The 26,513-nt window shown below is 70.4% G+C and carries 28 protein-coding genes; 26 read left to right on the top strand and 2 right to left on the bottom strand.

The genetic code is table 11. The features are described 5' to 3' along the window. Positions 1-21: 21 nt before the first annotated feature. Positions 22-819: an SDR family oxidoreductase gene (locus QTI20_RS17125; RefSeq protein ID WP_286552596.1), complete on the bottom strand. Its 798-nt coding sequence runs from the start codon at positions 817-819 to the stop codon at positions 22-24. A gap of 86 nt (positions 820-905) precedes the next feature. On the opposite strand from QTI20_RS17125, the gene QTI20_RS17120 reads away from it, so the two are divergent. The 16 genes from QTI20_RS17120 (at position 906) to QTI20_RS17045 (ending at position 15,380) form a co-directional block, all read left to right on the top strand. Further along, positions 906-1,997, top strand: coding sequence for an AraC-like ligand-binding domain-containing protein (locus QTI20_RS17120; RefSeq protein ID WP_286552595.1), 1,092 nt, complete (start codon positions 906-908; stop codon positions 1,995-1,997). A gap of 45 nt (positions 1,998-2,042) precedes the next feature. Next, the gene (locus tag QTI20_RS17115) at positions 2,043-3,875 is read left to right on the top strand and encodes an acyl-CoA dehydrogenase (RefSeq protein WP_286552594.1); all 1,833 of its coding nucleotides are present in this window, start codon (positions 2,043-2,045) and stop codon (positions 3,873-3,875) included. Positions 3,876-3,892: 17 nt separating this feature from the next. Then, positions 3,893-4,108, top strand: coding sequence for a hypothetical protein (locus tag QTI20_RS17110; protein WP_286552593.1), 216 nt, complete (start codon positions 3,893-3,895; stop codon positions 4,106-4,108). A gap of 11 nt (positions 4,109-4,119) precedes the next feature. Then, entirely contained in the window at positions 4,120-4,398 is a 279-nt protein-coding gene (locus QTI20_RS17105) for a Dabb family protein (RefSeq protein ID WP_286552592.1), read from the top strand. Positions 4,399-4,537: 139 nt separating this feature from the next. Beyond that, entirely contained in the window at positions 4,538-5,329 is a 792-nt protein-coding gene (locus QTI20_RS17100) for an SDR family oxidoreductase (RefSeq protein WP_286552591.1), read from the top strand. Between the two features lie 14 nt (positions 5,330-5,343). Continuing rightward, positions 5,344-5,802, top strand: a complete 459-nt coding sequence (locus tag QTI20_RS17095; protein WP_286552590.1) for a PaaI family thioesterase — start codon at positions 5,344-5,346, stop codon at positions 5,800-5,802. 111 nt (positions 5,803-5,913) lie between these two features. Beyond that, positions 5,914-6,930, top strand: a complete 1,017-nt coding sequence (locus QTI20_RS17090) for an NADP-dependent oxidoreductase (protein WP_286552589.1) — start codon at positions 5,914-5,916, stop codon at positions 6,928-6,930. Positions 6,931-6,953: 23 nt separating this feature from the next. Continuing rightward, positions 6,954-8,606, top strand: coding sequence for an isovaleryl-CoA dehydrogenase (locus QTI20_RS17085; RefSeq protein WP_286552588.1), 1,653 nt, complete (start codon positions 6,954-6,956; stop codon positions 8,604-8,606). Between the two features lie 64 nt (positions 8,607-8,670). Beyond that, positions 8,671-9,609 (top strand): glutathione S-transferase family protein, encoded by a 939-nt coding sequence (locus tag QTI20_RS17080; protein ID WP_286552586.1) that lies wholly within the window; start codon positions 8,671-8,673, stop codon positions 9,607-9,609. A gap of 85 nt (positions 9,610-9,694) precedes the next feature. Next, positions 9,695-10,597 (top strand): SDR family oxidoreductase, encoded by a 903-nt coding sequence (locus tag QTI20_RS17075; protein ID WP_286552585.1) that lies wholly within the window; start codon positions 9,695-9,697, stop codon positions 10,595-10,597. A gap of 64 nt (positions 10,598-10,661) precedes the next feature. Then, the gene (locus QTI20_RS17070) at positions 10,662-11,537 is read left to right on the top strand and encodes a hypothetical protein (protein WP_286552584.1); all 876 of its coding nucleotides are present in this window, start codon (positions 10,662-10,664) and stop codon (positions 11,535-11,537) included. A gap of 76 nt (positions 11,538-11,613) precedes the next feature. Continuing rightward, entirely contained in the window at positions 11,614-13,290 is a 1,677-nt protein-coding gene (locus tag QTI20_RS17065; protein WP_286552582.1) for a putative bifunctional diguanylate cyclase/phosphodiesterase, read from the top strand. 7 nt (positions 13,291-13,297) lie between these two features. Further along, positions 13,298-13,942: a hypothetical protein gene (locus QTI20_RS17060; RefSeq protein ID WP_286552578.1), complete on the top strand. Its 645-nt coding sequence runs from the start codon at positions 13,298-13,300 to the stop codon at positions 13,940-13,942. Between the two features lie 152 nt (positions 13,943-14,094). Beyond that, the gene (locus tag QTI20_RS17055) at positions 14,095-14,511 is read left to right on the top strand and encodes a hypothetical protein (RefSeq protein ID WP_183026732.1); all 417 of its coding nucleotides are present in this window, start codon (positions 14,095-14,097) and stop codon (positions 14,509-14,511) included. Between the two features lie 25 nt (positions 14,512-14,536). Beyond that, complete coding sequence (locus QTI20_RS17050) at positions 14,537-14,815, top strand: hypothetical protein (protein WP_286552577.1); 279 nt, start codon at positions 14,537-14,539, stop codon at positions 14,813-14,815. Next, positions 14,808-15,380, top strand: a complete 573-nt coding sequence (locus QTI20_RS17045; RefSeq protein WP_286552575.1) for a methylated-DNA--[protein]-cysteine S-methyltransferase — start codon at positions 14,808-14,810, stop codon at positions 15,378-15,380. The genes QTI20_RS17050 and QTI20_RS17045 overlap by 8 nt, the downstream gene beginning before the upstream one ends. 23 nt (positions 15,381-15,403) lie before the next feature. On the opposite strand, the gene QTI20_RS17040 is transcribed toward QTI20_RS17045, so the two are convergent. Continuing rightward, positions 15,404-15,754: an alpha/beta hydrolase gene (locus QTI20_RS17040; protein ID WP_183026730.1), complete on the bottom strand. Its 351-nt coding sequence runs from the start codon at positions 15,752-15,754 to the stop codon at positions 15,404-15,406. 324 nt (positions 15,755-16,078) lie between these two features. Between QTI20_RS17040 and QTI20_RS17035 the strand changes: the two genes are divergently transcribed. The 10 genes from QTI20_RS17035 (at position 16,079) to QTI20_RS16985 (ending at position 26,439) form a co-directional block, all read left to right on the top strand. Continuing rightward, a complete protein-coding gene (locus QTI20_RS17035; protein ID WP_286552574.1) occupies positions 16,079-16,552 on the top strand; it encodes a hypothetical protein in 474 nt (157 codons plus the stop codon). 60 nt (positions 16,553-16,612) lie between these two features. Continuing rightward, a complete protein-coding gene (locus QTI20_RS17030; RefSeq protein WP_286552573.1) occupies positions 16,613-17,836 on the top strand; it encodes a multidrug effflux MFS transporter in 1,224 nt (407 codons plus the stop codon). Further along, a complete protein-coding gene (locus QTI20_RS17025) occupies positions 17,837-19,285 on the top strand; it encodes an MFS transporter (RefSeq protein WP_503011411.1) in 1,449 nt (482 codons plus the stop codon). It begins immediately after the preceding gene. A gap of 11 nt (positions 19,286-19,296) precedes the next feature. Continuing rightward, positions 19,297-19,947, top strand: coding sequence for a paraquat-inducible protein A (locus QTI20_RS17020; RefSeq protein ID WP_286552572.1), 651 nt, complete (start codon positions 19,297-19,299; stop codon positions 19,945-19,947). Further along, complete coding sequence (locus QTI20_RS17015) at positions 19,944-20,624, top strand: paraquat-inducible protein A (RefSeq protein WP_286552570.1); 681 nt, start codon at positions 19,944-19,946, stop codon at positions 20,622-20,624. The genes QTI20_RS17020 and QTI20_RS17015 overlap by 4 nt, the downstream gene beginning before the upstream one ends. Then, positions 20,617-22,257 carry a PqiB family protein gene (locus QTI20_RS17010; protein ID WP_286552568.1) on the top strand — a complete coding sequence of 547 codons (1,641 nt, stop codon included), beginning with the start codon at positions 20,617-20,619 and terminating at the stop codon, positions 22,255-22,257. Before QTI20_RS17015 ends, QTI20_RS17010 begins: the two co-directional genes overlap by 8 nt. After that, positions 22,254-22,874 (top strand): PqiC family protein, encoded by a 621-nt coding sequence (locus tag QTI20_RS17005; RefSeq protein WP_286552566.1) that lies wholly within the window; start codon positions 22,254-22,256, stop codon positions 22,872-22,874. Before QTI20_RS17010 ends, QTI20_RS17005 begins: the two co-directional genes overlap by 4 nt. A 49-nt stretch (positions 22,875-22,923) precedes the next feature. Then, positions 22,924-23,424, top strand: coding sequence for a hypothetical protein (locus QTI20_RS17000; protein WP_286552564.1), 501 nt, complete (start codon positions 22,924-22,926; stop codon positions 23,422-23,424). A 356-nt stretch (positions 23,425-23,780) separates the two neighbouring features. Further along, positions 23,781-24,779: an alpha/beta hydrolase family protein gene (locus QTI20_RS16990; protein ID WP_286552562.1), complete on the top strand. Its 999-nt coding sequence runs from the start codon at positions 23,781-23,783 to the stop codon at positions 24,777-24,779. Positions 24,780-24,918: 139 nt separating this feature from the next. Further along, complete coding sequence (locus QTI20_RS16985; protein ID WP_286552561.1) at positions 24,919-26,439, top strand: FAD-dependent oxidoreductase; 1,521 nt, start codon at positions 24,919-24,921, stop codon at positions 26,437-26,439. The last annotated feature ends 74 nt before the right edge of the window (positions 26,440-26,513 follow it).

Genomic DNA, 26,513 nt, shown 5'->3' with positions numbered 1-26,513 from the left:
GTCTCCAGTGGTTTCGGGGGGTCAGGCCATCAGCTTGGGGATGGCCGGCTCGAAGGATTCGGGGCCCATGGCCGAGTAGCCGCCGTCGACGGCGTAGTCCGCCCCGGTGACGAAGCTGGCGTGGTCGGAGCACAGGAACAGCACCACCTGCGCCACCTCCTCGGGGTCGCCCACGCGGCGCAGCATGTGGAAGGGGGCGGCCACGCGGTCCGTCTTGGCACGGTTGCCCTGGGTGAGCTGGTCCATGATGGCCGACCAGGTCCAGCCGGGCGAGACGCTGTTGACGCGGATGTGGTCGGGCGCCAGGTCCAGCGCCATGCTGCGCGTGAGCTGCACCAGCGCGGCCTTGCTGGTGGGATAGAGCCAGCGGCCGGTCTGGGCCACGCCCGAGGAGATGCTGGTGAAGTTCACCACCGCGCCCCCGCCGCCGCGGCGCATGTGCGGCAGCACCGCCTGCAGCATCACCACGGCGCTGGCCACGTTCACGTTGAGCGCCGTGAGCCAGTCCGCGCGCGGCGATTCGATGCCGTTGTCGACATAGCTGCAGGCCAGGTTGACCAGGAAGTCCACCCGGCCGAAGCGCGCGGCGGTCTCGTCGGCGCAGGCCCGGACCTGGGCATCGTCGGTGATGTCGGTGCGGCGGAACCACACCTTGTCCTCGCCGCCGCAACTGGCGGCGACGCGTGCGCCGCCCTCGGCATCGATGTCGGCCAGCGTCACCCGCACGCCGGCCTCGTGCAATGCGCGCACCACGCCCGCGCCGATCAGGGTCGCCCCGCCGGTCACGATCGCCACCTTGTCCTGCAAGCCCTTGAACATCGCCGTCTCCTTCTGTCGTTGGGATGGGCGAACGATAGGCAGGGCGGGGCGCGCGCGGGATCCGGAAAGCGCAGGCCGGATCCCGAATGCGCAGTTCTTTGCCGGACGCCGAGGGCCGGCCCCGATGTGCGCCGGCCGGCCTTTTGCTAGATTGGCACCACCATGCTGGCTCGGCCCCTTTCGCTGCCCCTGTCGCGCTTCAGCCTGTTCCACACCCGCGACGTGGACCAGGCGCGCGAAAGCGTGGCGCGGGTGTTCTGCCCGCATGTGCTCAACACCTGCCACGCCCGCGATGCGCTGCCCGCCACCACAGCGCACCGCTGGGCGCGGACGCCAGCCTCAATTACGTGCAGTACGGCCCGGCCGTGGAGATCGACCCCGGCCACCTGGGCAGCTTCTATCTGCTGCAGATTCCACTGCGCGGCGGCGCCACCGTCTGGTGCGGCGGCAAGGAGGTGCGGGCCGACCGCGCCATGGCCTCGCTGCCATCGCCCACGGAGTCGCTGCGCATGCGCTGGGCCGACGACAGCCCGCACCTGATCGTGCGCTTCTCGCAGGCCGCGGTGCTCGCGCAACTCGCGCAGCTGGCGCAATGCGAGGTGCAGGGCCCGCCGGTCTTCGAACCCGGCGTGCGGCTGGACGACCCCTGCGTCGCCCCCGCCGTGGCTTTCGTGCGCTACCTCTGCGATGCGCTGGACGCCGACCCGGGCTTCGCCGGCTCGCCGCTGGCCCGCCAGGCCGAGAGCTACCTGATCTCCACCCTGCTGCTGCAGCTGCCGCACAGCCAGCGGCCGCTGCTCGACGCCTCGGCCCGGCGCGCGCTGCTGCCGCGCACGGTGCGCCGGGCCCAGGAATTCATGCGCGCCCATGCGGCGGAGCCGCTCACGCTGGTCGCCCTGTGCCGCCATCTGGGCGTGAGCGCGCGCGGCCTGCAGCAGGCCTTCGCGGCCGCCACCGGCGAAAGCCCGATGGCCCATTGGCGTGGGCTGCGGCTGGACCTGGTGCGCCAGGCGCTGGTGAGCGGGGCGATCCGCGCGGAACCCGGCGCCTTGACCAGGCTCGCCGAACGTTACGGTTTCTTCCATGCGGGCCATTTCGCGGCCCACTACCAGCGCCGCTTCGGCGAGCGTCCGGGCGACACGGCGCGTGTCTTCAAGGAGTCAGGCCGCGCGCATTGATTCCAGTACATTGACCGGCTTGTCTTCTTCCAGCACGGCACGGCCATGACGTTTCGCCCCACCCTCGACTTCCTGCTCTACGACTGGCTCGACGCCGAGTCGCTCAACCAGAACGAGCGCTTCGCCGACCATTCGCGCGAAACCTTCGATGCGGTGCTCGACACCTGCGAGCGCATCGCGCGCGAGAAGTACGCGCCGGCGAACCGCATCGTCGACACGCAGGAACCGCATTTCGACGGCGAGAAGGTGATCCTGCCGCAGGCCACGCACGACGCGCATGCGGCCTACGCAGGCTCGGGCATGTTGAGCGCCGCGCAGGACTACGAGATCGGCGGCATGCAGCTGCCCTACACGGTGCAGGCGGCGGCCAACGCCTTCTTCGCCATGGCCTCGGTCAGCATCGGCTCGAACATGCTGACCAGCGGCAACGCCAACCTGCTGATGGTGCACGGCACGCCGACGCAGCAGGAGGTGTTCGCCAAGAACGAGTTCTCGGGCCGCTGGGCCGGCACCATGTGCCTGTCGGAGCCGCAGGCCGGTTCCTCGCTGAGCGACGTGGCCACGCGCGCGGTGCCCGATGGCGCCGATTTCCAGGACGATCCGCTGGGCCCGCGCTACCGCCTGACCGGCAACAAGATGTGGATCTCGTCGGGCGACCACGAGCTGACCGAGAACATCGTGCACATCGTGCTGGCCAAGATCCCCGACGCCGATGGCAAGCTGGTGCCGGGCACGCGCGGCATCTCGCTGTTCGTCGTGCCGAAGAAGATGGTCGACACCGCGGGCGCGCTGACCGGCGAACGCAACGACGTGGCGCTGGCCGGCCTCAACCACAAGCTGGGCTGGCGCGGCACCACCAACACGCTGCTGAACTTCGGCGAGGGCAGGTACCCGGTCGACGGCAAGGCCGGCGCCGTGGGCTACCTGGTCGGGCAGCCCGGCAAGGGCCTGCACTGCATGTTCCACATGATGAACGAGGCGCGCATCGCGATCGGCATGGCGGCCACGATGCTGGGCATGGCCGGTTACGAGGCCTCGCTGGCCTACGCCAGACAGCGCCCGCAGGGCCGGCCCGTGGGCCCGGCCGGCAAGGACGCGGCCAGGCCGCAGGTGCGCATCATCGAGCATGCCGACGTGCGCCGCATGCTGCTGGCGCAGAAGGCGTACTGCGAAGGGTCGCTGGCGTTGCAGCTCTACTGCGCGCGGCTGGTCGACGTGCAGAAGACCGGCGACGCGCAGGCGGCCGACGAGGCGCGCCTGCTGCTGGAGGTGCTCACGCCCATCGCGAAGAGCTGGCCCAGCGAGTGGTGCCTGGAGGCCAATTCGCTGGCCATCCAGGTCCACGGCGGCTATGGCTACACGCGCGATTTCCCGGTCGAGCAGTACTGGCGCGACAACCGCCTGAACATGATCCACGAGGGCACGCACGGCATCCAGGCGGCCGACCTGCTGGGCCGCAAGGTGCTGATGGAAGACGGCCGCGGCCTGGCGCTGCTGGCCGCGCGCATCGCCGAAACGGCCGCGCGCGCGTCCGCCGTGCCGGCGCTGGCCGCCGATGCCCAAGCCCTGACCGACGCGCTCGCGCAGGTCGAGGCCGCCACCCGCGCCGCCTGGTCGACCGGCGATCCGGGAGCGGCCCTCGCGAACGCGGTACCCTATATGCAGGCTTTCGGCCATACCGTGCTGGCGTGGATCTGGCTCGACCTCGCACATCGTTCGCTTCAGGACGATGCCGCGGCGTCGACGCCCGCCACCGTCGGCAGGCTCGGGGCCGCAAGCTATTTCTATCACTACGAATTGCCGAAAATCGGCGCGTGGCTCCATGTGGTCGAGACCCGAGATCCCACATGCGCCCAAATGCCCGAGGAAGCATTCTGATGAACAGCGGAAGTTACATGCCCAAACTACGTTCGAACGAACCGCCCAAGCCGCACGCCGGCCTGGAGAAATGGACCTGGCTCCTGATCTACGGGGGCCTGTTCCTGGTGATCCTGGGCGTCGCCACCGCCCGCACCGACACGGTGCTCGGCTGGAGCATGGCCACGCCGGGCGCGCTCGCCGCGGTCGTCGGCGTGGCGCTCATCTACCTGCGTTCGCGCTACAAGGACTGACAGGGCCGGCCATGATCAAGCACATCGTGATGTGGAAACTCGTCGACGCCGCCCAGGCGCCGCAATTCAAGCAGCTGCTCGAGACCTGCAAGGGCATCGTGCCCGGCATGCGCGAGTTCGAGGTCGCCGTGCAGGCCGAGGGCCTGGAAGCCAACCACGACGTGGCGCTGTATTCGGTGTTCGACGATGCGGCGGCGCTGCAGGCCTATGTCGTGCATCCGCGGCATCAGGAGGTGGTGGCGACGCTGCCGGCGCGGGCTTCGCGCAGCGTCTTCGATTACGAGATTTAACCCCCCCGAAGCGCCTGCGGCGCCTCCCCCCAGGGGGCGATACCGGTGGCCCGGCGAAGCCGGTTCCACGGTATCCCTGGACTTGGTCCTGCCGGTTGCGAAGCGGCGGATCGGAACCCACACACAGAAAGACGCACCCATGAGCCAACGCACCGTTCAACAACTTTTCGACCTCAGCGGCAAGTCCGCGCTCATCACCGGCGGCTCGCGCGGCCTGGGCCTGCAGATGGCCCATGCGCTGGGCGAGGCCGGTGCGCGGATCATGCTGAGCTCGCGCAAGGCCGACGACCTGGAGCAGGCGACCGCCGAGCTGCAGGCCGCGGGCATCGACGCGCGCTGGATCGCGGCCGACTGCGCCAAGGAGGAGGACACCCGCCGCCTGGCCGACCAGACGCTCGAGCGCATGGGCGCGATCGACATCCTGGTCAACAACGCCGGCGCGAGCTGGGGGGCGCCGGCCGAATCGCATCCGGTCAATGCCTGGGACAAGGTGATGAACCTCAACGTGCGCGGCTACTTCGTGCTGGCGCAGCAGGTGGCCAACCAGTACATGATCCCGAACAGGACCGGGCGCATCATCAACATCGCCTCGATCGCGGGCCTCAACGGCAACGGCCCCGAGATCCAGACCCTGGCCTACAACACCTCGAAGACCGCGGTGATCGGCTTCACCAAGACGCTGGCCGCCGAATGGGGCAAGTACAACATCAACGTCAACGCGATCTGCCCCGGCTTCTTCATGACCAAGATGGCCTCGGTGCTGATCCAGAACGTGGGCGAGGACAAGATGACCGCCACCGTGCCGTTGGGCCGCCTGGGCGACGACGAGGACCTCAAGGGCATCACGCTGCTCTACGCGAGCGAAGCCGGCAAGCACATCACCGGCCAGTGGCTGGCGGTCGACGGCGGCGTGAGCGTCGTGCTGGCCTGAACGGGACCGCGACCGTGAGCGACAACCAGGACATCAACGTCCGTTCCTACACCAGCCAGATCCCGTTCGCGCGGCACCTGGGCTTCGAGCTCACCAGGTTCGAGGGCGGGGCCTCCGAGATCCTCTACACGCCCAAGCCCGAGCACCTGAACACCTTCGACGTGGCGCACGGCGGCGCCTGCATGACGCTGCTGGACATCGCGATGGCCGCGGCGGCGCGCAGCGATACCCCCGAAGTCGGCGTGGTCACGATCGAGATGAAGACCAGCTTCATGCGGCCCTCGGTCGGCCCGCTGCGCGCGCGCGGCCGGCTGATCCACCGCACCGCGACGCTGGCTTTCGTCGAAGCCACGATCTACGATGAGAAGGAGCAGGCCTGCGCGCAGTCGACGGGCACCTTCAAGTACGTGAAGCGGCGGCTGCCGACGGGGCCCGCGAGCGCGAACGCACAACGTCCGCCGTCGACGGACTGACTCCCTGAAGCGCCGTCGGCGCCTCCCCCCGAAGGGGGGCGATACCAGCGGCCCGGCAGAGCCGGTTCCGCGGTATCCCTGAACTGATTGCATCCACACACAAGGAACGCCATGCCCACCAATCGCCAACAACATCTGGACAACCGCCCCGAGGGCGAGGCCGTCGTCGGCAACTTCAAGCTCGTGACTGCCGAGACGCCGGCGCTCGAGGACAACCAGGTGCTGGTGCGCCATCACTACCTGAGCCTGGACCCGTACATGCGTGGGCGCATGAACGACTCCAAGAGCTACGCGCAGCCGCAGCCGCTGGGCCAGGTGATGCAGGGCGGCACGGTGGGCGAGGTGGTCGAGAGCCGGAACCCCAAGTACGCCGTGGGCGACACGGTGGTGGGCTTCGGCGGCTGGCAGGAGTACAGCGTGGTCGACGGCAACGTGGTCGGCGCGCTGCGCAAGGTCGACACCACGCACGTGCCGCTGTCGCACTACCTGGGCGCGGTCGGCATGCCGGGCGTGACCGCCTGGTACGGCCTGGTCAAGATCATCGCGCCCAAGGCCGGCGAGACGGTGGTGGTCACGGCCGCCAGCGGCGCGGTGGGCAGCGCCTTCGCCGCGCTGGCCAAGGCCCGTGGCTGCCGTGTGGTGGGCATCGCGGGCGGCACGGACAAGTGCCGCTACGCGACCGAGGAACTGGGCTTCGACGCCTGCATCGACTACAAGCAGCATCCCGACGTCAAGAGCATGTCGCAGGCGCTCAAGGAAGCCTGCCCGGACGGCATCGACGGCTACTTCGAGAACGTCGGCGGCTACATCTTCGATGCGGTGCTGCTGCGCACCAACGCCTTCGCCCGCGTGGCGCTGTGCGGGATGATCGCCGGCTACGACGGTGCGCCGCTGCCGCTGGCCAACCCGGCGCTGATCCTGATCAACCGGCTGAAGATCGAAGGCTTCATCGTCAGCGAGCACATGGAGTTCTGGCCCGAGGCGCTCAAGGAGCTGGGCGGCCTGGTGGCCAGCGGCAAGCTGCGCCCGCGCGAGTCGGTGGCCGAGGGCATCGCCGCGGCGCCCGAGGCTTTCCTGGGCCTGCTCAAGGGCCGCAACTTCGGCAAGCAACTGGTCAAGCTCATCTGAGCACCTGAAACGGGAGCACCGTGATGCACGCGACGCACGAGGTTTTCAACCAGCCCGTGCCGCTCGCGGGCTACAACCTGTTCACATCGAACCGCGCTTTACGCGATGCCTTGCGTTTCCATGCGCCACAACTGCCGACGGCCGGGCTCGAGGCGCTCGGTGCGCTGGTCGGCACCGACGCGATGCAGGCCCATGCGCGGCAGGCCAACACGCACGCGCCGGTGCTGCATTCGCACGACCGCTTCGGCCGCCGCATCGACGAGGTGGAGTTCCATCCCAGCTACCACGTGCTGATGAGCGCGGCGGTGGAGGCGGGTCTGCACGGCACGCCCTGGGCTTCCACCGCGCCGGCGGACCAGGCCTCGCCGCACGTCGAGCGCGCGGCCGCCTTCATGCTCTTCACCGAGCTCGAGCCCTCGGTGCTGTGCCCGATCTCCATGACCTACGCCGCGACCCCGGCGCTGCGCGCCAATGCCGCGGTCTACGCCGACTGGGGGCCCAGGCTGGCCAGCCGCGTGTATGACCCGGCGCTCAGGCCCTGGCGCGACAAGCCCGGCCTGACCATGGGCATGGGCATGACCGAGAAGCAGGGCGGCTCCGACGTGCGGGCCAACACCACGCAGGCGGTGCGCGAGGGCAGCGACGCCTGGGGCGAACGCTACGCGATCACCGGCCACAAGTGGTTCTTCTCGGCGCCGATGTGCGATGCCTTTTTGGTGCTGGCGCAGGCGCCGGCCGGGCTCAGCTGCTTCTTCTTGCCGCGCGTGCTGCCCGACGGCACGCGCAACGCGGTCCGCATCCAGCGCCTGAAGGACAAGCTGGGCAACAGGGCCAACGCCAGTTCCGAGGTCGAGTTCCAGGCGGCTACCGCCTGGCGGGTGGGCGAGGAGGGCCGTGGCGTGCCGCAGATCCTCGAGATGGGCACCATGACCCGGCTCGACTGCGCGCTGGGTACCAGCGGCCTGATGCGCCAGGCGCTGTCGCTGGCGCTCGACCACACGGCGCAGCGCAGCGCCTTCGGCAAGCCGCTGATCGAACACCCGCTGATGAAGAACGTGCTGGCCGACCTGGCGCTCGAGAGCGAAGCCGCGACCGCGCTCGCGATCCGGCTCGCACGCGCCTTCGACCGGCCCGGCGACGCCCACGAGCGCCTGATGGCGCGCCTGCTCACGCCGGTCGCCAAGTACTGGATCTGCAAGCGCGGCAGCCACTTCGCGCAGGAGGCGATGGAATGCCTGGGCGGCAACGGCTACGTGGAGGAGGGCGGCGAGTGCGTGATGGCGCGGGTCTACCGCGAGATGCCGCTCAACTCGATCTGGGAAGGCGCGGGCAACATCATGGCGCTCGACCTGCTGCGCGCCACCCGCAAGGGCGACGCGGTGGCGGCGCTGGCGCAGGAACTCGCGCCCGCGCGCGGCCTCCACGCCGCGCTCGACCGCCTGTCCGATGCGCTGCCCGCGCGCATCGAGGCCCTGGCCACCGAGCCCGAGGCGCGCCGGCTGGCGCAGGACGTGGCGCTGGCGGTGCAGGGGGCGCTGCTGGCGCAGACCGCGCCGCCGGCCGTCACCGACGGCTTCTGCGCCTCGCGCATCGACGGCGACTGGGGCCATGCCTTCGGCACGCTGGGCCGCGGGGCCGATGTCGACGCGATCATCGCCCGGGCCCTGCCGCGCTGAGCCGCCGGCACGCCTGTCGCGCCCAGGACTCGACGTTGCCGGGCGGAGCGGGTAGGGTGGGGGCATGACCGATCTCATCCTCCATCACTACCCCACGTCTCCCTTCTCCGAGAAGGTCCGCCTGATCCTGGGCGTCAAGAAGCTGCCGTGGAAGTCGGTCTTCATCCCGCCGATCATGCCCAAGCCCGAGGTGCTGGAACTCACCGGCGGCTACCGCAAGACGCCCTTCCTGCAGATCGGTGCCGACATGTACTGCGATTCGGCGCTGATCGCCGACGTGCTGGAACACCTGCAGCCCCAGGCGACGCTCTACCCGGAGCCCGAGAAGGGCATGTCCCGGATCCTGTCGCAGTGGGCCGACACCACGCTGTTCTGGGCCGCGATGGCCTGGAACCTCCAGCCCAAGGGCGCGGCCGAGGTCTTCGCCCATGCGCCGCCCGAGGCCGCCAAGGCCTTCGGCGAGGACCGCGGCAAGATGAGCGCGGGCAACATGACGCGGCTGCGGCCGGCCGACGCCACCAGCGCCTACAAGTCCTACCTGCGGCGCCTGTCGGACATGCTCGACGACAAGCCCTTCCTGCTCGGCGAAGTGCCCTGCATCGCCGACTTCTCGGCCTACCATCCGCTCTGGTACACGCGCCGCATCGAGGCCGTGAAGGGCATCCTCGACCTCACGCCGGCGGTGGTCGACTGGATGGACCGCATCGCGGCCATCGGCCACGGCCAGCCGGAGAAATTCAGCGCGGCGGAAGCCATCGCCGCGGCCCAGGCGGCCACGCCCCGGACGGTGCTGACCGACAGCACCTTCCAGGACGACCACGGCATCCCGCTGGGCAGCGCGGTCACGGTCCGGGCCGAGAGCTTCGGCCTCGAGGAAACCGCCGGCCAGCTGGTCGCCGCGACGCGCACCCACTACACGCTGGCGCGCAGCGGAGAACGCACGGGCACCGTGCACGTGCACTTCCCGCGCATCGGCTACGTGCTGCGCAAGGCCGAGGGCTGAACGCCGTCGCGCGCAGGACATCGCGCGGCGCCGCAACGCGGTTCAATACGAGGCAAGAGACGACAACGCAAAAAGGACCGCTTCCATGATTCAGGATTTCAAGGGCAAGACCGCCGTGCTCACCGGCGCCGGATCGGGCTTCGGCCTCGAGTGCGCGCGCATCGGCGCGGCGCGCGGCATGAACCTCGTGCTGGTCGACGTGCAGCAGGACGCGCTCGACCGCGCCCAGGCCGAGATGGAGGCCGCGGGCGCCCAGGTGCTGGCGCGCCGGGTCGACGTGTCGAAGGCCGACCAGATGGAATCGCTCGCGCAGGCGGTGCAGCAGCGCTTCGGCGCGCCGCACTTCGTGTTCAACAACGCGGGCGTGGGCGCGGGCGGGCTGGTGTGGGAGAACACCGTGGCCGACTGGGAATGGGTGATGGGCGTCAACGTCTGGGGCGTGGTGCACGGCGTGCGCCTGTTCACGCCGATGATGCTGGCCGCCGCCGCGAAGGACCCGTCGTACCGTGGCCACATCGTCAACACCGCCAGCATGGCGGGCCTGCTGACGCCGCCCAACATGGGCGTCTACAACGTGAGCAAGCACGCGGTGGTGAGCCTCACCGAAACGCTCTACCAAGACCTCTCGCTGGTGACCGACCAGGTCGGCGCCAGCCTGCTGTGCCCGTATTTCGTCGCCACCGGCATCCACAGCAGCGAACGCAACCGACCCGGCGACCTGCCCGCGGGCGAACTCACCAAGAGCCAGCTGATCGGCCAGGCCATGACCTCCAAGGCCGTGAGCAGCGGCAAGGTCAGCGCGGCCGACGTGGCGGGCAAGGTGTTCGACGCGATCCGCGACAACCAGTTCTACATCTTCAGCCACCCCAAGGCGCTGGGCAACGTGAAGAGCCGCATGGAAGGCATCGTCTCGGGCACCAACCCGGCCGACCCCTTCCTCGAACGGCCGGAGATCGGCCAGCAGCTGCGCGCCCAACTGCGCGGCTGAACCCGTCCGGCCGACCTGTTTTCCTACACGGCGGCGCCGCGGCCGCGCGTAGGGTGGCCGGATCATGTCGAATCCCATCACCCTGCGCCGGGCCCTCCGGGGCCTGTCGGCCGTCGCGCTCGGCCTCTCCCTGCTGTGCTTCGGCACGGGTGCCGCGGCCCAGGACGCGGCCGCGCTCAAGGCCCGGCACCAGGCGCTGACCGCGCGCCTGGCCGACAACCCCTTCCAGCGCCGGCTGGTGCTCGACTCCACGGAGAGCCCCGACCGGCTGAGCGGCGACATCTACGCGGTGGTCGACCATCCGTTCGCCGAGCTGTCGGCGCTCGAGCGGCCGGCCAACTGGTGCGAGGTGCTGATGCTGCACCTCAACACCAAGCATTGCGTGGTCAAGGGCGGCGAGGCCGCGCCCGTGGTCGAGGTGGCGATCGGACGCAAGTTCGACCAGCCGCTCGACCAGGCGCAGCGCGTGCCCTTCACCTGGGGCGGTGCGGCGGCGACGGCCGACTACCTGTCGGTGCGGCTGTCGGCCGCCAGCGGGCCGATGTCCACGCGCGACTACCGCATCGGCTTCGAGGCCACGCCGCTGAGTGCGAAGCAGAGCTTCGTCCACCTGTCCTATGCCTACGGCTACGGCACCGCCGCGCGGCTGGCCATGCAGGCCTACCTCGGCACGCTGGGCAGCGACAAGGTCGGCTTCACGCCCAAGGGCGCGTCCGGCTACGTGGGCGGCGTGCGCGGCGTGGTCGAGCGCAACACCATGCGCTACTACCTGGCGATCGACGCCTTCCTCGACGCGCCGCGGCCCGAGCAGCTCGACCGCCGGCTGGCCGCCTGGTTCGACGCCACCGAGCGCTACGCACGGCAGCTGCACGAGACCGAGCGCTCGGAGTACCTGGAGATGAAGCGCAGCGAGTACGCGCGGCTCAAGAGCGGCTCCTAGCGGCGCGGGCGGGCAGGGCGCGGGCGCCGCCGGAGCGCTCACTACAATGGTTCTTCATCTTTGAGCGGGTGATCCCATGTCCTCCATTGCCGCGGTCCGGAATGCCGATATCGTCGACAGCCTGCCGCAGGCGCTGTTCGCATGCGACGCCCAGGGCGTCTACCTGCGGGTCAATCCCGCCTACGAGCGACTGACGGGCCACAGGGCCCATGAGCTGGTCGATCGGCAGACCATCGCGCTGGTGCATGGCGCCTTCGAGCTGCCGTCGGGCCCCGAGTCGCTCGCCCGCCCGTCGTGGACCACCCAGCACCGCGACGGCCGCACGCTGCCGGTGCAGCTCGTGCTCACCGCGATGCCGCAGCAGGACGATGCGCCGCACAGCTGGCTCGGCACGCTGGTCCCGGTGCCGCCGCGCGAGACGCAGGCGATGGCACGCTGGAACGACGGCTTCCACGACGCCTGGACCCAATTGCCCAACGTGGCCTGGCTGCGCGAGCGCGCGGCGCTCAAGCTGCAGTCCGCGCGCCAGCGTCAGCGGCCCTGCGCGCTGCTGGTGGTCGAGCTCGACCAGATGGCGCGGCTGCGCGATTCGCAGGGCGACGAAATGCTGGGGCAGGTGCTGCAGCTGTGTGCGCACCGCATCCGCGGCGCGATCGGGCCCGAAGCGGTGCTTGCGACCCTGGGAGGCGGGCTGCTGGCCTGCGTGGTGGACGGCGACACGCACGAGGTCGACGCCCGCATCGACGCCATGCTGCACGGCCTGTCGCTGCCCATGCAGGGCGCCGACCGCAGCCTGCGCCTCACGGCCTGCATCGGCGGCGCGATCAGCAACCTCGAGAACCGCGCCGACGTGACCGAGCTGCTGCACCGCGCGCGTGTGGCGTTGGGCGTGGCCAAGGCGGCGGGTGCGGCGCAGGCGCGCTGGTTCAGCAACGCGATGCAGTCCCAGGCCGAGGGCCGGCTGCAGCTCGAAGGCCTGCTGCGCGAGGCGCTCGAGCGCAACCAGTTCAGCCTGGTGTTCCAGCCGCAGCTCCACCTCGCGACCGGGCGCGTGCGCCACATGGAGGCGCTGCTGCGCTGGCAGTGCCCGGCGCTGGGGCCGGTCAGCCCCGCGGCCTTCATCCCGGTGGCCGAGGACATCGGCCTGATCGTGCCGATCGGCGAATGGGTGATGCGCGAAGCCTGCCGCGAGGTGGGCCGGCTGCACCGGCTGATGGCGCGCAAGGGCGGCGAGGCACCGCGGGTGGCGGTCAACGTGTCGGCCCACCAGCTGCTGTCGCCCGGGCTGGTCGAGATGGTGCAGAGCGCGCTGGCCGATGCGGGCCTGGGGCCCGAGCACCTGGAGATCGAGATCACCGAGAGCATCTTCCTCAACGACGCGGCGCGCGCGCTGGCCACGCTCGAGCAGCTGCGCCAGCTGGGCATCGAGCTGGCCATCGACGACTTCGGCACCGGCTACTCGAGCTTCTCCTACCTCACGCAGTTTCCCTTCGACCGGCTCAAGATCGACCGCTCGCTGGTGATGAACGTGGACCAGCCGGGCAAGGGCTACGCCATCGTCGCGGCCATCGTGTCGCTCGCGCATGCGCTGGGCATGAAGGTCACGGCCGAGGGCATGGAGACGCCCGCGCAGGCCGCGGCGCTGGAGGCGCTCAAGTGCGACGACATCCAGGGCTACGGCTTCGCGCGGCCGCTGCAGCCCAAGGCCCTCGAGCGCCTGCTGACCGGCGCGCCGACCGCGGACCCGGCCTGAGCTGGCCGTGCGCGCCCCGTTCTCCGACCTGGCCCCGCTGCACAGCAGCCGGGCGCCCCTGACGGCCTTCGAGCGCCGCCTGCGGCCGGTGCCGTCCTCGAACCGCAGCCTGCTGCTGGCGGTGGGGGCGGCGGCCCTGCTGGCGGTGCTGGCCTGGGTGCTGTGGCAGACGTGGTTCCGGGACGATGCCAATGCGCCGCGCCCGGTGCCGAATGCGCCGGCGGAAGGGCGTACCGTGCCCCCGGCGCCCAGGCTGTCGCCTTCGCCCGCGCCGCAACCGCGCATCGAGCGCGTCACGAAGTGCCTGAGCAACGCCGGCGCCGCCAGCTATTCCGACGGACCCTGCCCGGCAGGGACGCGCGGCGCGATGGTCGAGCTGCGGCCCGACAGCAACCTGGCCGACGGCATGAGTCCGGAGGCGCGCGCGGCTTCGGTCCAGCAGAACCGCGAGGCGGCGCAGGCGATGGCGGCGCACGAGCGGCGCGTGGCGCAGCAGGTCGACGGCACGGTCTCGGCCTGCGCCGACATCGACGCGCAGATCGCCTGGCTGGATGCGGCCGCGCGGCAGCCGCAGAGCGCGGGGGCGCAAGACCGCCTGCGCGACCAGCGCAAACAGTTGCGCGACCTTCAGTTCAGGTCGCGCTGCCGATAGGCGCCATTTCAGCATCCGCTGCGCATCTGTCGCGCAAGCAGGCGTTGCACCCCTGTCTATCCGCGCTGAATGGCGCGCGGCAGGGAGGCGGAGGAAGGGTAAAGTGCGCTGGCTTTCACCCTTCGATCCCTCCAGAAAGGCAGCACGACACCATGGCAGTTCTGCGTACCCCTGAAACGGCACCGGGCGAATACGGCGACCTCTTCGCGTTCCTGATGGAGGAGCTGAAGCTCTTCAAGCGCAAGCTGCTCGTGATGCTCAAGCATGTGCAGACCGGCGAGTCGATGGTGTACGAGCAGGCCTGGTATGCCTTCGCCCTGAAGGACCGCCTGACCGCCTTGCTCAAGGCCGAGGACTACGAGGCGGTCGCGCAGCTGCCCATCGTCAAGGAGGGGCAGACCGGCATCTACATCGAGACCCGCTATGTGCCCTCGGGCAAGCTGGTGGGGCTTCAGCTCGTCGAGGCCCGGCCACACGAAGGCGGGCGCTATGTGGGCCTGACGCCGGCCATGGTCTACACCGAGGCGGATGGCGAGCGCGTGCTGGCGTTCGCCAGGACGCTCAAGTAGGCGCGCCGGGCCCAAGCGCCGCCCGATGAAGCACGCCCGCCTGACCCACCGCGGTGAGTCCTTCGAGTTCGTCGACGACGAGGGCGTGCGTTTCGTGGGCGAGTGTGTCTGGGCCTGGGAGGAGGTGCCGGCGCAGATGCCCCGGCGGGTCTATCCCATCACCTTGCTGTTGCAGACGATCCGGCAGGTCGACGGCGAGCGGCTTCGGGCGCTGAAGGCCGGCCGCCGCGCGGAGATCGCGCGCGAGGTCAAGACACTGTTGGAGCTTCGGCCCGACGGCTGCCAGGTGCTGCTGCATGACTGATGCCGGCGTGCAGCCCGAATGCCCCGCCGGTTTCGCCGTCTTCGACACGGTGATCGGCCCCTGCAGCATCGCCTGGGGCGAGCGCGGCATCGTGGGTGTGCAGCTGCCCGAGCGCGACGAAGCGCTGACCCGCGCGCGCATGCAGGCGCGCTTTCCGGCCCTGGCCGAAGCGCTGCCGCCGCCGGGCGTGCGGGCGGCCATCGACGCCACGAGCGCGATGCTGGCCGGTGCGCCGCTCGACCTGCTGGAGATCGTGCTGGACGAAGAGGGTGTGCCCGAATTCCACCGGCGCGTCTATGCGATCGCGCGGCGCATCCGGCCGGGCCAGACAAGGACTTACGGGGAGGTCGCCGAGGAACTCGGCGGCAAGGGGCTGGCCCGTGCGGTGGGGCAGGCGCTGGGTCGCAATCCCTTCGCGCCCATCGTGCCCTGCCACCGCGTGCTGGCGGCCGATGGACGCCCGGGTGGCTTCTCGGCGCCGGGCGGCGCGCTGGCCAAGATGCGCATGCTGCACAACGAGGGCGCGCGGCCGACCGGGACGGCCTCGCTGTTCGACGCGTTCTAGTCGGACAGCGGGCCCGCCGTGGTTCAGCGCGAAGCTTGCTGCGTGAAGGACACGCGGGGCTTCAGGTAGGCGGTGGGCACCTGGTCGCGGTAGAAGGCGCGGCGGTCCAGGCTCTGCAGCGGGTTGTGCGCGGCGGCCACGGCCTCGGCACGCACCGCGGCGCGGTCGACGGTCGAATTGACGGCCAGCACGCCGCTGCCGTAGGTGTCGCCGTAGATGTTGCCGGCGCGGGCGGCGGCCACGGCCTGGCCCTGGGTGTCGGCGCGGCTCAGGCTCGAGCGCACGGTCAGCACGCCGTCATAGGTTTCGGCTTGGGCGCCAACGGCAGCGACGAGGGAGAGGGCTGCGACGGCGAGGATCTTGCGGGTGTTCATTTCAATTTCTCTTTCTTCAATGATTTGGATGATGTCGAACCGGTCTTGGGTGGGTGTCTCCGCCCCTTCCCGGGGCGGCCTCTTCGCTCGGTGGCCTGTTCACCCAGATCAACTTGCTGCGTTGGTCTGTGGGATGAAGTTTGATCCTGAACGGCCGGCAAAAACGCGTGCGCGCAGAACCATGGCGTTCGGGCAATGGAAACAATGCGGCCCTGTTGAAATCACGGGCCGCCCCCAAGGTCAAGCGCGCGCCGCGCGCTTTCTGCGTCGAAACTCTGGCGCGCTCCGCATGCCCCTCCTTCCCTCTCTTTCCCTCTGCCTCCCATGGACGACTTCGCACGGCTGATCGGCGGCCTCGGCCTCGTGCTGCTGCTCGCCGCCTGTGCCGACGGCTACCCGGCCGGCGACAACCCCCGCACGGCCGCGCTCTCGGTCACCGACCACGTGCGCGCGCTCAACGGTTATCTGGGCGCGCAGGCCGGCCCCACGCGCGCGGACTTCGAGATCGTCTCGCCCTGCGTGCTGGCGCTGCGCGAGACGGCCGCCGGCAAGGCGGGCAAGGCCGCCCGGCGCGAGGCGATCGACCTGCGCACCCTGGCGGTCGAAGTCAAGGCCGACAAGGCGGCCGGCGGCTACGCGGTGACGCTGCTGCACGGCGCGGGGGGCGGCTCGCCCGGCCGCGAGGGCTTCCGGGTCGAGGGCTGGATCGACGCCGTCGCCTTCCGCTCGCACCTGCAGCAGCTGCAGATCTCCTGCGTCGACGAAGCGGGCGGCCGCGAGGGCCTGCGGGGGGCGTAGCACAAGCGCGCCCGCCGCGCTGCCGGGTGGCCGTTGCCGGGTTGGCGACAATCACCCCCTATGACTTCTTCGCGTTTCTTCAAGATGGCGCTCGTGCTGGGCCTGCTGTCGGCCATCGGCCCGTTCGCCATCGACATGTACCTGCCCGCGCTGCCGGCCATCGGCACCAGCCTGCGGGCCGACATCGGCGCCGTGCAGTGGAGCCTCACGGTGTTCTTCCTGGCGCTGGCGGTGGGCCAGCCTTTCTACGGACCGATCTCCGACATGGTCGGGCGCAAGCCGCCGCTGTACTTCGGGCTCGGCCTGTTCGCGCTGGCCAGCGTGGGCTGCGCGCTGGCGGGCGACATCCAGACGCTGATCGTGCTGCGCTTCCTGCAGGGCCTGGGCGCGGCGGCCGGCATGGCGATCCCGCGGGCCATCGTGCGCGACCTGCACACCGGCAACGACGCGGCACGGCTGATGTCGCTGCTGATGCTGGTGTTCAGCATCTCGCCCATCCTCGCGCCGCTGGTCGGCAGCGGGGTGATCGCGCTGGCCGGCTGGCGCGCGGTGTTCTGGGCCGTCACGCTGGCGGCCGCGGCGGGGCTGGTGCTGATCGGCACCTCGCTGGGCGAGACCCGCACCCCCGAGCAACGCGTCGAGAGCAGCCTGGGCAGCGCGCTGGCCGGCTACGGCCAGCTGCTGCGCGACTGGCACTACCTGGGCCTGGTCTTCATCGGGAGCTTCGCGATGGCCGGCTTCTTCACCTACCTGGCCAACTCGTCCTTCGTGATGATCGACCACTACGGCCTGTCGCCCGTGATGTACAGCGTGGCCTTCGGCGTCAATGCGGCGGCCTTCTTCGCGGCCGCGCAGTTCAACGGCTCGCTGGGCGAGCGCTTCGGGCTGGCGCGCGTGGTCAAGGGCGCGGTGGCGGCCTGCGGCGTGGTGATGATCGCGATGTTCCTCTACTTCCTGCTGGGCGGCGATTCGATCTGGGTGCTGCTGGTGCTGTACTTCGTCGCCAGCGGCCTGATGGGTCTGGTGATTCCCACCACCTCGGTGCTCGCGCTCGAGGAGCACGGCAGCATCGCCGGCACCGCCTCGGCGCTGATGGGCACGCTGCAGATGCTGACCGGCGCGGTCGTGATGGGCGTGGTGGGCCTGTTCACCGACGGCCGGCCGCTGCCCATGGTGGCCGGCATGGCCGGCGGCGCGCTGGTGGCCGTGGTGCTGACCTGGCTCACGCTGGGCGGTACCTACGACGCCGCTTCCGATGCCGTGGCCGAACCCGCGGTGCGCTGAATGAGCGCCGGCACCCTGCGCGAGGAAGCGTCGTCCCCCGTGGCCGCGGCGGCGCCGCGCGACGGGTTGCCCATGCCGCAGCGCCTGTACGCGATGGCGGTGATCATCCTGGGCATCGCGGTCTCGGTGCTCGACGGCACCATCGTCAACCTCGCGCTGCCGGGCATCGCGCGCGAACTCAACGCCAGCCCCGCGCACTCGATCTGGGTGGTCAACGCCTACCAGATCGCCACGCTGGTGATGCTGCTGCCGCTGGCCTCGCTGGGCGACCGGATCGGCTACCGCCGCGTCTACCTGCTGGGCGTGGCCCTGTTCACCGTGTCCTCGCTGGCCGCGACGCTGGCCAATTCCCTCGGCACGCTGATCGCCGCGCGCGCCTTCCAGGGGCTGGGCGCGGCCGGCATCATGAGCGTCAACGCGGCCATGGTGCGGCTGATCTATCCGTCGGCGCAGTTGGGGCGCGGCATCGCGATCAACTCGATGGTGGTGGCGACCGCCTCGGTGGCCGGCCCCTCGGTGGCCGCGGCCATCCTGTCGGTGGCCTCCTGGCCCTGGCTGTTCGCGCTCAACGTGCCGCTGGGGCTGGCGGTGCTGGCGCTGGGCATGCGCGCCTTGCCCTTCAACACCGCGGCACCGGCCACCGGCCTGCGTTTCTCCTGGGTCGACGTGGTGCTCAACGTGCTGATGTTCGCGCTGATCTTCGTCGGCGCCGACCGGCTCGGCGTGCGCGAAGCCGACGCCGCGCAGGGCGCCCAGCCCATGGCCTGGGCGCTGCTGCTGGCCGGCGTGGCGGTGGGCTTCGTCTACCTGCGCCGCCAGCGTTCGCTGGTGGTGCCGCTGTTCCCGATCGACCTGCTGCGCATCCCGGTGTTCGCGCTGTCGATGGGCACCTCGGTCGCGGCCTTCTGCGCGCAGATGCTGTCGTACATCGCACTGCCTTTCCTGCTGCTCGACGTCTACGGCCGCACCCACCTGCAGGCCGGCCTGCTGATCACCGCCTGGCCGCTGGCCATCGTGGTGATGGCGCCGATCGCCGGGCGGCTGATCGGCCGCTACCCCGACGGCCTGCTGGGCGGCATCGGCCTGGGCCTGCTGGCCATCGGCCTGGGGCTGCTGGCCTCGCTGCCGGCGCAGCCCGACAACCTCGACATCGTCTGGCGCATGGCGCTGTGCGGCGCCGGCTTCGGCCTGTTCCAGTCGCCCAACAACCACACCATCGTGACCACGCCGCCGCCGCACCGCAGCGGTGCGGCCAGCGGCATGCTGGGCACCGCGCGGCTCACCGGCCAGACGCTGGGCGCCGTGCTGGTGGCGGCGATCTTCAGCATCTGGAGCCCGCACGAGGGGCGCGGACCCCTGATCGCGCTGGTGCTGGCGGCCTGTTTTGCGGCTTTGGCTGGCATCTGCAGCAGCCTTCGTCTGAGGGCGGGTACCGGGCCAAGCCATTAAGCTGGGCGCCAATGAAGGAAATTCCCGAGGCGATCGTCTGCGAAGGCTGCGATGCGGTGTACCACCGCGCGCCGCTGCATGAGCGCGAGATCGCCCGCTGCCCGCGCTGCGGCACCGAGCTCGAGCGGCACCCGGGTGCGCAGAAGGCGCGCATCCTGCCGTTCACGGTGGCGGCGCTGATCATGTTCTTCATCGCCAACCTGTTCCCCATCGTCGAGATCGAGCTGCGCGGGCTGCGCAGCCAGACCACCTTGACCGGGGCCGTGATCGCGCTGGCGGGCGAGGGCATGTCGCTGGTGGCGCTGCTGGTGCTGGCCACGACGCTGCTCTTTCCGCTGCTGCAATTGCTGATCCTGGTCTGGCTGCTGGTGCCCTTGCGCCACCACCGCCGCGTGGCGGGCTTCGCCTGGCTGGTGCGCGCCATGCAGTCGCTGCGGCCCTGGGGCATGGTCGAGGTCTTCCTGCTGGGCGTGCTGGTGGCGCTGGTCAAGCTCTCGAGCATGGCCACCGTGCTGCCCGGCCCGGCGCTCTATGCCTTCATGGCGCTCACGGTGCTGCTGACGGCGGTGCTGGCCTTCGACCCGCGCGGCTTCTGGACGCTGGCCGAGGGCGCGACGGTGGCGGCCGAAGACGGTCCGCCGGCCCGCGAGGAAGCCGCATGACGCGCGCCGCGCACGCGCCGCGCGCCATCGACATGGGCCTGATCGGCTGCCGCCATTGCGGCACCGCCTGGTCCGGGGCGGAGGACGGCGCGCCCTGCGGCCGCTGCGGCACACCGCTGCACATCCGCAAGCCCGACAGCCTGAACCGCACCTGGGCGCTGCTGATCGCGGCCTGCGTGATGTACCTGCCGGCCAACCTGCTGCCGGTGATGATCACCCGCACGCTGTTCGGCTCGCAGAACGACACCATCATGAGCGGCGTGATCTACTTCTGGATCACCGGCGCCTACGGGCTGGCCGCCATCGTCTTCGTGGCCAGCTTCCTGGTGCCGCTGTTCAAGCTGGCGGCGCTGTTCGTGCTGGTGGTGAGCGCCCAGCGCCGCAGCCGCTGGCGCCGCCTCGAGCGCGCCAAGCTCTACCACGTGATCGAGATCATCGGCCGCTGGTCGATGCTCGACGTGTTCGTGGTGGCGCTGCTGGCCGGCCTGGTGCGCATCCAGGGCTTCGCCGAGATCACGGCCGGCGTGGGCATCGCGGCCTTCGGCTCGGTGGTGGTGCTGACCATGCTGGCCTCCCTGAGCTTCGACCCCAAGCTGACCTGGGACGGCCACGCCGGTCCCGACGACGAAGAAGACGATACCGAGCAAGAGAACCCAAGGGACGCACGCCATGAGTGACGACGACAAAACCTCCGACGGGCGACCCCCCGCGCTGCCCGCGCCCCGCGTGGCCAAGCGGCGCGACTGGATGCCCTCGCTGATCTGGCTGATCCCGGTGGTGGCGGCGCTGGTCGGCATCACGCTGGTGGCGCGCATCCTGATCGACCGCGGCCCCGAGATCGAGGTCAGCTTCAAGACCGCCGAGGGCCTGGAAGCCGGCAAGACCGCGGTCAAGTACAAGGACGTGCAGATCGGCGTGGTGCAGAGCCTGCGCCTGGCGCGCGACCGCTCCCACGTGCGCGTGACGTTGCAGCTCAACAAGGACGCCGACGCCTTCACCGCCACCGACACCCGCTTCTGGGTGGTGCGCCCGCGGCTCGACACCTCGGGCATCTCGGGCCTGGGCACCTTGCTTTCGGGCGCCTACATCGGCGCCGATGCCGGCGTGGCCGACGAGAGTTCGAAGGACTTCACCGGCCTGGAGGCGCCGCCCATCGTCACGCGCGATGCCTCGGGCAAGCAGTTCCTGCTGCGCGCGCCCGACCTGGCCTCGCTCGACGTCGGCTCGCCCGTGTACTACCGCCGGATCAAGGTCGGCCAGGTGGCGGCCTACGAGCTCGACGAGAACGGCCGCGGCGTGACGCTGCGGGTGTTCGTGAACGCGCCTTATGACAAGTTCATCGGGGCCAACTCGCGCTTCTGGCAGGCCAGCGGCATCGACATGCGGCTCAACGCCAGCGGCATCACGCTGCGCACCCAGTCGCTGGCCACCATCCTGATCGGCGGCATCGCCTTCGGCGCGCCCGAGAACGACAGCGGCCCGGTCGCGGTCGAGAACACCTCCTTCGCCCTGGCCGACGACGAGAGCTCGGCCATGAAGCCGCCGGACGGCCCGGCCCAGACCATGCTGCTGTACTTCAACCAGTCGCTGCGCGGCCTGTCGCCCGGCGCGCCGGTGGACTTCCGCGGCGTGGTGATCGGCGAGGTCAAGTCGATCGGCATCCAGTTCGACCGCAGCGAGCGCGAGTTCCGCATGCCGGTGATCGTCACGGTCTACCCCGACCGGCTGCACACCCATGCCAACGGCGAGCCCCGCGAGTCGCGGCTCGCGCAGGACAAGCGCCTGCAGTTCCTGATCGGCAAGGGCCTGCGCGCGCAGATGCGCACCGGCAACCTGCTGACCGGCCAGAACTACATCGCGCTCGACTTCTTCCCCAAGGCGCCGCCGGTCAATGTGGACGTGAGCAAGACGCCGCTGGAGATGCCCACGCTGCCCAACAGCCTGGACGAGCTGCAGTCGCAGGTGCAGGAGATCGTGACCAAGGTCAACAAGGTCCCGTTCGAGCAGATCGGCACCGATGTGCGCAAGGCATTGGCCACGCTCGACAAGACGCTGGCCGGCGCCGAGCAGCTCACGCGCACGCTCAACAACGACGTGTCGCCCGAGATCACGGCCGCCATGAAGGACGCGCGCAAGACCATCAACTCGGCCGAGCGCACGCTGGCACAGGACTCGCCGCTGCAGCAGGACATGCGCCAGACGCTGCAGGAACTCACGCGCGCGGCCGGCTCGGTGCGCGTGCTGACCGACTACCTCGAACGCCATCCCGAGTCGCTGCTGCGCGGCAAACCGGAGGACAACAAGAAATGAAGCGACTGCCCCGAACCCTGCTGGGCGTCTTGGCCCTGTCCCTGCTGGCCGCGGGCTGCGCCACCAGCACGCCCGACCGCTACTACACGCTGGCCGCGCCGGCCGATGCGGTGCCCGCGCCGGCGGCGGCGCCCCTCTTCATCGAGCTCGCGCCGGTCGCGGTGCCCGAGCGCCTGGCGCGCCCGCAGATGCTGGTGCAGCGCGCGGGCGGCGGCGCCGAGGTGGCGCTGCTCGAGCAGCACCGCTGGTCTTCGTCCTTCGAGAACGAACTGCGCGACGCGCTGGCCGCGGGCGTCGCGAGCCGGCTCGGCGCCATCGACGTCACCAAGGGCGGCCGCCAGCCCAGCCAGCCGGCCTGGCGCATCGCGGTGCAGCTGCAGCGCTTCGACGCCATCGAGGCCACGCGCGTCGACGCCGCCTTCAGCTGGACCGTGCGGCGCTCGGATGCGGAGCGCAGCGCGACCTGCCAATGGTCGGGCAGCGAAACCGTGGGCCCGGGCATCGATGCGCTGGCGCTGGGTGCGCAGCGCGTGACGGCGCAGGCGGCCCAGGCCATCGCGCGCCAGGTGTCGGCGCTGCAGTCGGATCCTGCGGCGTCCTGCCGCGGCGCGGGCTGAAGCCCTTCGCCCGGCGGGAAACCATTTCTACCCCAAGGAGCACGCGCCGATGATCGAGTTTTTTCATACCAAGGATCGCCTTCGCTTCCTGTTGTACGTCGGCGCGATCGCCGTGCCGATCCTGCTGGTGTCGGCCTGGGTCGTGAGTTCGATGGAGGACTCGGCCGCGGCCAAGGGTGAGCCCAACGACAAGGGCGGCCTGCACTACCGCATCCAGGAGAAGAGTGGCGCCAAGGCGCTGCCTCCCGCGCTGGCGGCCCTGGTCTCGCTGCCGCCGAACACCGCGATGACGGACGTGAGCGCGGACACCGACAGCGCCGGGCGCCTGACGAGCGCATCGATCAAGGCCTTCAGCACCGACGACTTCAAGACGGTGGCGGCATTCCACCGCCCCGCGCTCGCGCCGGTAACCCATGACGCCCAGAGCCGCCTGGAGGGCGTGCGCGACGGCTACGAGATCAAGATCTCGCAGGAGTCGAAATTCTTCGACAACGATCCCTACAAGGACCGGACGAAGATCGAGTACTACGTCACGCCGTCGAAAAAGTGACGGTGTTGGCCGTCCGCGGCGCGGGTCCATCGCTTGTGGGGAAGCAGACGCCGGCGTGAGCACGTGCGATGCGGAGCCGCAGGTGAGCTTCCTGCGCGAGTCGGTGATCTCGTTCGGCCACGCCGGCTATGTCGCGCTGTTCGACATCGTCGACGACCACAGGGTCGTCATCGCAGCGGTCCGCCATCAGCGCGAAGACGACTGGCACCAGCGATCTGCGAAAGGCCAAGCCGCTTCATCCCGCGGCCGCCCGCTGCGCCTGGCGAATCGCCGCCGCACTTCGTCGCAAGGTGCGCGACGGCTCGCAGGTCCGCCCGGACAATCGCCGACATCGTCCCCACAGGCCCATCATCCCCATGAAAACGCTCACCTCTCTTGCCGCCATCCTGGCACTCACCCTCGCCGGCGCCAGCGCGGGCGCCGCGGGCTTCCAGCACGGCTTCGCGGCCGATCCCGATGGCCAGCCGCTGGAGATCGGCATCTGGTATCCGAGCGAAGCCGGGGCCCGGCCCGTGGCCATGGGGCCCACCACGATGCGGGTGGCGGTCGACGCAGCGCTGCAAGGCAAGGCGCTGCCGCTGGTGGTGATGTCGCACGGAAACGGTGGCTCGTTCCTCGGGCACCATGACACGGCCATCGCCCTGGCCGACGCCGGCTTCGTCGTGGCGGCCGTCACGCACACGGGCGACAACTACAAGGACCAGAGCCGCAGCATCGACATCATGGACCGGCCGCGCCAGATCGGCCGGGTGATCGACCACATGCTGTCGCGCTGGGATGGGCGCGCGGCGATCGATGCGTCGCGCATCGGCATCTTCGGTTTTTCATCGGGCGGCTTCACCGCGCTGGCGAGCGTGGGGGGCGTTCCGGATTTCTCGAGGATCGGGCCGGTGTGCCGCCAGTACCCCGGTGACTTCGCCTGCCAGCTCATCGCGAGAAGCGGTGGCAACGCGGCTGCGGCGCCCGCCGGGCCGGCAACGGCGAGCACCGCCGACTCCCGCATCAAGGCCGCGGTGGTGGCGGCGCCCGCGCTCGGCTTCACCTTCGCCCCGGACGGGCTCAGTCACGTCAAGGTGCCGGTGCAGCTGTGGCGCGCCGAGAACGATGAGGTCGTTCCGCATCCCCGCTATGCCGAAGCGGTGCGGCTGGCGCTGCCGGCGGCGCCCGAGTATCACGTCGTCCCGAACGCGGGCCATTACGATTTCCTGGCGCCGTGCAGCAGCGCGCTGGCATCGATGGCGCCGGCGATCTGCACCAGCGCCACCGGCTTCGACCGGGATGCGTTCCACGCGGGCTTCAACGCGAAGGTGGTGGGCTTCTTCGCCAGGACACTGGCAGCCCAGACCCGGCCTTGAAGCGTCGGATGCAGGGGCGCTCGACCTTTTCCCGCGGCCGCCGTAGCATGGCAGCTGGCCCCGCACAGGCCGTTGTGCGCGGCAACGTTTTTCTCGGTCACCGGAGGCGCCAGCCGCGGCGCGCCAACTGCCACCCCAGATGCCCACATCCGACACGGTGCTCATCGTCGGTGCCGGTCCCACCGGACTGGTGCTCGCCCTCTGGCTGACCCGCCAGGGAGTGAAGGTGCGCATCGTCGACAAGACGAGCGAGCCCGGCACCACCTCCCGCGCGATGGCCGTGCAGGCGCGCACGCTGGAGCTCTATCGCCAGCTGGACCTCGCCGACGCGGTGGTGGCGGCGGGGCATCGCATTCCGGCGATCAACCTCTGGACCACCGGCAGGAAGCGGGCGACGCTGTCCTTCGGGTCCGCCGGGCGCGACCTCACGCCCTATGCCTTCCTGCTCGTCTACCCGCAGGACCGGCACGAGCGCCTGCTGGTCGAGCGGCTGCGGGCGGTGGGCGTCGAGGTCGAGCGCCAGACCGAATGCCTGGGCTTCGACGACAGGGGCGACCATGTGCTGGTTCAGCTTCGCCTGCCCGACGGCGGTACGCAAGTCTGCGAAGCCGCCTACATCGCGGGCTGCGACGGCGCCCATTCGATCGTGCGCCACCAGATCGGCGCCGGCTTTCCCGGCGGCACCTACGACAAGATCTTCTACGTGGCGGACGTCCATGCCACCGGCCCGGCCGCCAACGGCGAGGCGAACATCGCGCTGGACAACGCCGACTTCGTGGCCTGGCTGCCCTACGACGACGAGGGCCGGGGCCGGCTGATCGGCGTGGTCGGCGCGGTCGGCGATGACGGCGCGGAGCGCGCGCAGACGCTGCGCTTCGAGGACGTGAGCCACCGCGCGATCGCCGGCATCGGGCTCGAGGTGAAGCAGGTCCACTGGTTCTCGACCTACCACGTGCACCACCGCGTGACCGAGCACTACCGCCGCGGGCGGGCCTTCCTGGTCGGCGATGCGGCCCATGTCCACAGCCCGGCCGGCGGCCAGGGCATGAACACCGGCATCGGCGACGCGATCAACCTGGCCTGGAAGCTGGCGGCCGTGCTGCGGCACGCGGCGCCCGACACCCTGCTCGACAGCTACGAGGCCGAGCGCCGCGCCTTCGCGCTGAAGCTGGTCGAGACGACCGACCGGGTGTTCAGCTTCGTCACCGCCGACGGGAGCTTCGCGGACTTCGTGCGCACGCGCGTCGCACCGGTCGTCGCGCCGCTGGCCTATGGCATCGATGCGGTGCGCGAGTACGCGTTCCGCATGATCTCGCAGGCCATGATCAGCTACCACGACAGCCAGATCAGCGAAGGAAAGGCCGGCGAGGTCCGCGGCGGCGACCGGCTGCCGTGGGTGCGGCAGGCCGACAATTACGGCTCGCTGCGCGAGATCGCATGGCAGGTGCATGTCTACGGCATGGCGGGCAACGCGCTGGTCGCATGGTGCGGCTCGCAGGGCATCACCTTGCACCACTTCGACTTCGGCCCGGCCCACGAGGCGGCGGGGCTGGCGCGCAATGCGGCCTACCTGATCCGCCCCGACAGCTATGTCGGGTGCGCCGATGCGCACGGGCGGCCCGAAGTGTTCGAGGCCTATCTGCGGCGCTGCCTGGGCTGAGCCGCAGCATGTGCGCTGGGGTGGCCGCGCATGAAATTTTCATGACAAACGACGTTCCGGGGTGTTGGGATTCG

This window comes from Variovorax sp. J2P1-31, assembly GCF_030317215.1.
Classification (GTDB): domain Bacteria; phylum Pseudomonadota; class Gammaproteobacteria; order Burkholderiales; family Burkholderiaceae_C; genus Variovorax.
This window is presented reverse-complemented; position numbering and strand designations above follow the sequence as displayed.

Excerpts from the sequence above, each read along its gene's own strand:
- QTI20_RS17080 (WP_286552586.1), top strand. The coding sequence starts at position 8,671 with ATGACCGATCTCATCCTCCATCACTACCCCACGTCTCCCTTCTCCGAG.
- QTI20_RS17035 (WP_286552574.1), top strand. The coding sequence starts at position 16,079 with ATGGACGACTTCGCACGGCTGATCGGCGGCCTCGGCCTCGTGCTGCTG.
- QTI20_RS16985 (WP_286552561.1), top strand. The coding sequence starts at position 24,919 with ATGCCCACATCCGACACGGTGCTCATCGTCGGTGCCGGTCCCACCGGA.
- QTI20_RS17100 (WP_286552591.1), top strand. The coding sequence starts at position 4,538 with ATGAGCCAACGCACCGTTCAACAACTTTTCGACCTCAGCGGCAAGTCC.
- QTI20_RS17110 (WP_286552593.1), top strand. The coding sequence starts at position 3,893 with ATGCCCAAACTACGTTCGAACGAACCGCCCAAGCCGCACGCCGGCCTG.
- QTI20_RS17040 (WP_183026730.1), bottom strand. The coding sequence starts at position 15,754 with ATGAACACCCGCAAGATCCTCGCCGTCGCAGCCCTCTCCCTCGTCGCT.
- QTI20_RS17125 (WP_286552596.1), bottom strand. The coding sequence starts at position 819 with ATGTTCAAGGGCTTGCAGGACAAGGTGGCGATCGTGACCGGCGGGGCG.
- QTI20_RS17025 (WP_503011411.1), top strand. The coding sequence starts at position 17,837 with ATGAGCGCCGGCACCCTGCGCGAGGAAGCGTCGTCCCCCGTGGCCGCG.
- QTI20_RS17085 (WP_286552588.1), top strand. The coding sequence starts at position 6,954 with ATGCACGCGACGCACGAGGTTTTCAACCAGCCCGTGCCGCTCGCGGGC.
- QTI20_RS16990 (WP_286552562.1), top strand. The coding sequence starts at position 23,781 with ATGAAAACGCTCACCTCTCTTGCCGCCATCCTGGCACTCACCCTCGCC.
- QTI20_RS17045 (WP_286552575.1), top strand. The coding sequence starts at position 14,808 with ATGACTGATGCCGGCGTGCAGCCCGAATGCCCCGCCGGTTTCGCCGTC.
- QTI20_RS17050 (WP_286552577.1), top strand. The coding sequence starts at position 14,537 with ATGAAGCACGCCCGCCTGACCCACCGCGGTGAGTCCTTCGAGTTCGTC.
- QTI20_RS17010 (WP_286552568.1), top strand. The coding sequence starts at position 20,617 with ATGAGTGACGACGACAAAACCTCCGACGGGCGACCCCCCGCGCTGCCC.
- QTI20_RS17000 (WP_286552564.1), top strand. The coding sequence starts at position 22,924 with ATGATCGAGTTTTTTCATACCAAGGATCGCCTTCGCTTCCTGTTGTAC.
- QTI20_RS17120 (WP_286552595.1), top strand. The coding sequence starts at position 906 with ATGCGCAGTTCTTTGCCGGACGCCGAGGGCCGGCCCCGATGTGCGCCG.
- QTI20_RS17090 (WP_286552589.1), top strand. The coding sequence starts at position 5,914 with ATGCCCACCAATCGCCAACAACATCTGGACAACCGCCCCGAGGGCGAG.
- QTI20_RS17020 (WP_286552572.1), top strand. The coding sequence starts at position 19,297 with ATGAAGGAAATTCCCGAGGCGATCGTCTGCGAAGGCTGCGATGCGGTG.
- QTI20_RS17075 (WP_286552585.1), top strand. The coding sequence starts at position 9,695 with ATGATTCAGGATTTCAAGGGCAAGACCGCCGTGCTCACCGGCGCCGGA.
- QTI20_RS17070 (WP_286552584.1), top strand. The coding sequence starts at position 10,662 with ATGTCGAATCCCATCACCCTGCGCCGGGCCCTCCGGGGCCTGTCGGCC.
- QTI20_RS17015 (WP_286552570.1), top strand. The coding sequence starts at position 19,944 with ATGACGCGCGCCGCGCACGCGCCGCGCGCCATCGACATGGGCCTGATC.
- QTI20_RS17030 (WP_286552573.1), top strand. The coding sequence starts at position 16,613 with ATGACTTCTTCGCGTTTCTTCAAGATGGCGCTCGTGCTGGGCCTGCTG.
- QTI20_RS17005 (WP_286552566.1), top strand. The coding sequence starts at position 22,254 with ATGAAGCGACTGCCCCGAACCCTGCTGGGCGTCTTGGCCCTGTCCCTG.
- QTI20_RS17105 (WP_286552592.1), top strand. The coding sequence starts at position 4,120 with ATGATCAAGCACATCGTGATGTGGAAACTCGTCGACGCCGCCCAGGCG.
- QTI20_RS17065 (WP_286552582.1), top strand. The coding sequence starts at position 11,614 with ATGTCCTCCATTGCCGCGGTCCGGAATGCCGATATCGTCGACAGCCTG.
- QTI20_RS17115 (WP_286552594.1), top strand. The coding sequence starts at position 2,043 with ATGACGTTTCGCCCCACCCTCGACTTCCTGCTCTACGACTGGCTCGAC.
- QTI20_RS17055 (WP_183026732.1), top strand. The coding sequence starts at position 14,095 with ATGGCAGTTCTGCGTACCCCTGAAACGGCACCGGGCGAATACGGCGAC.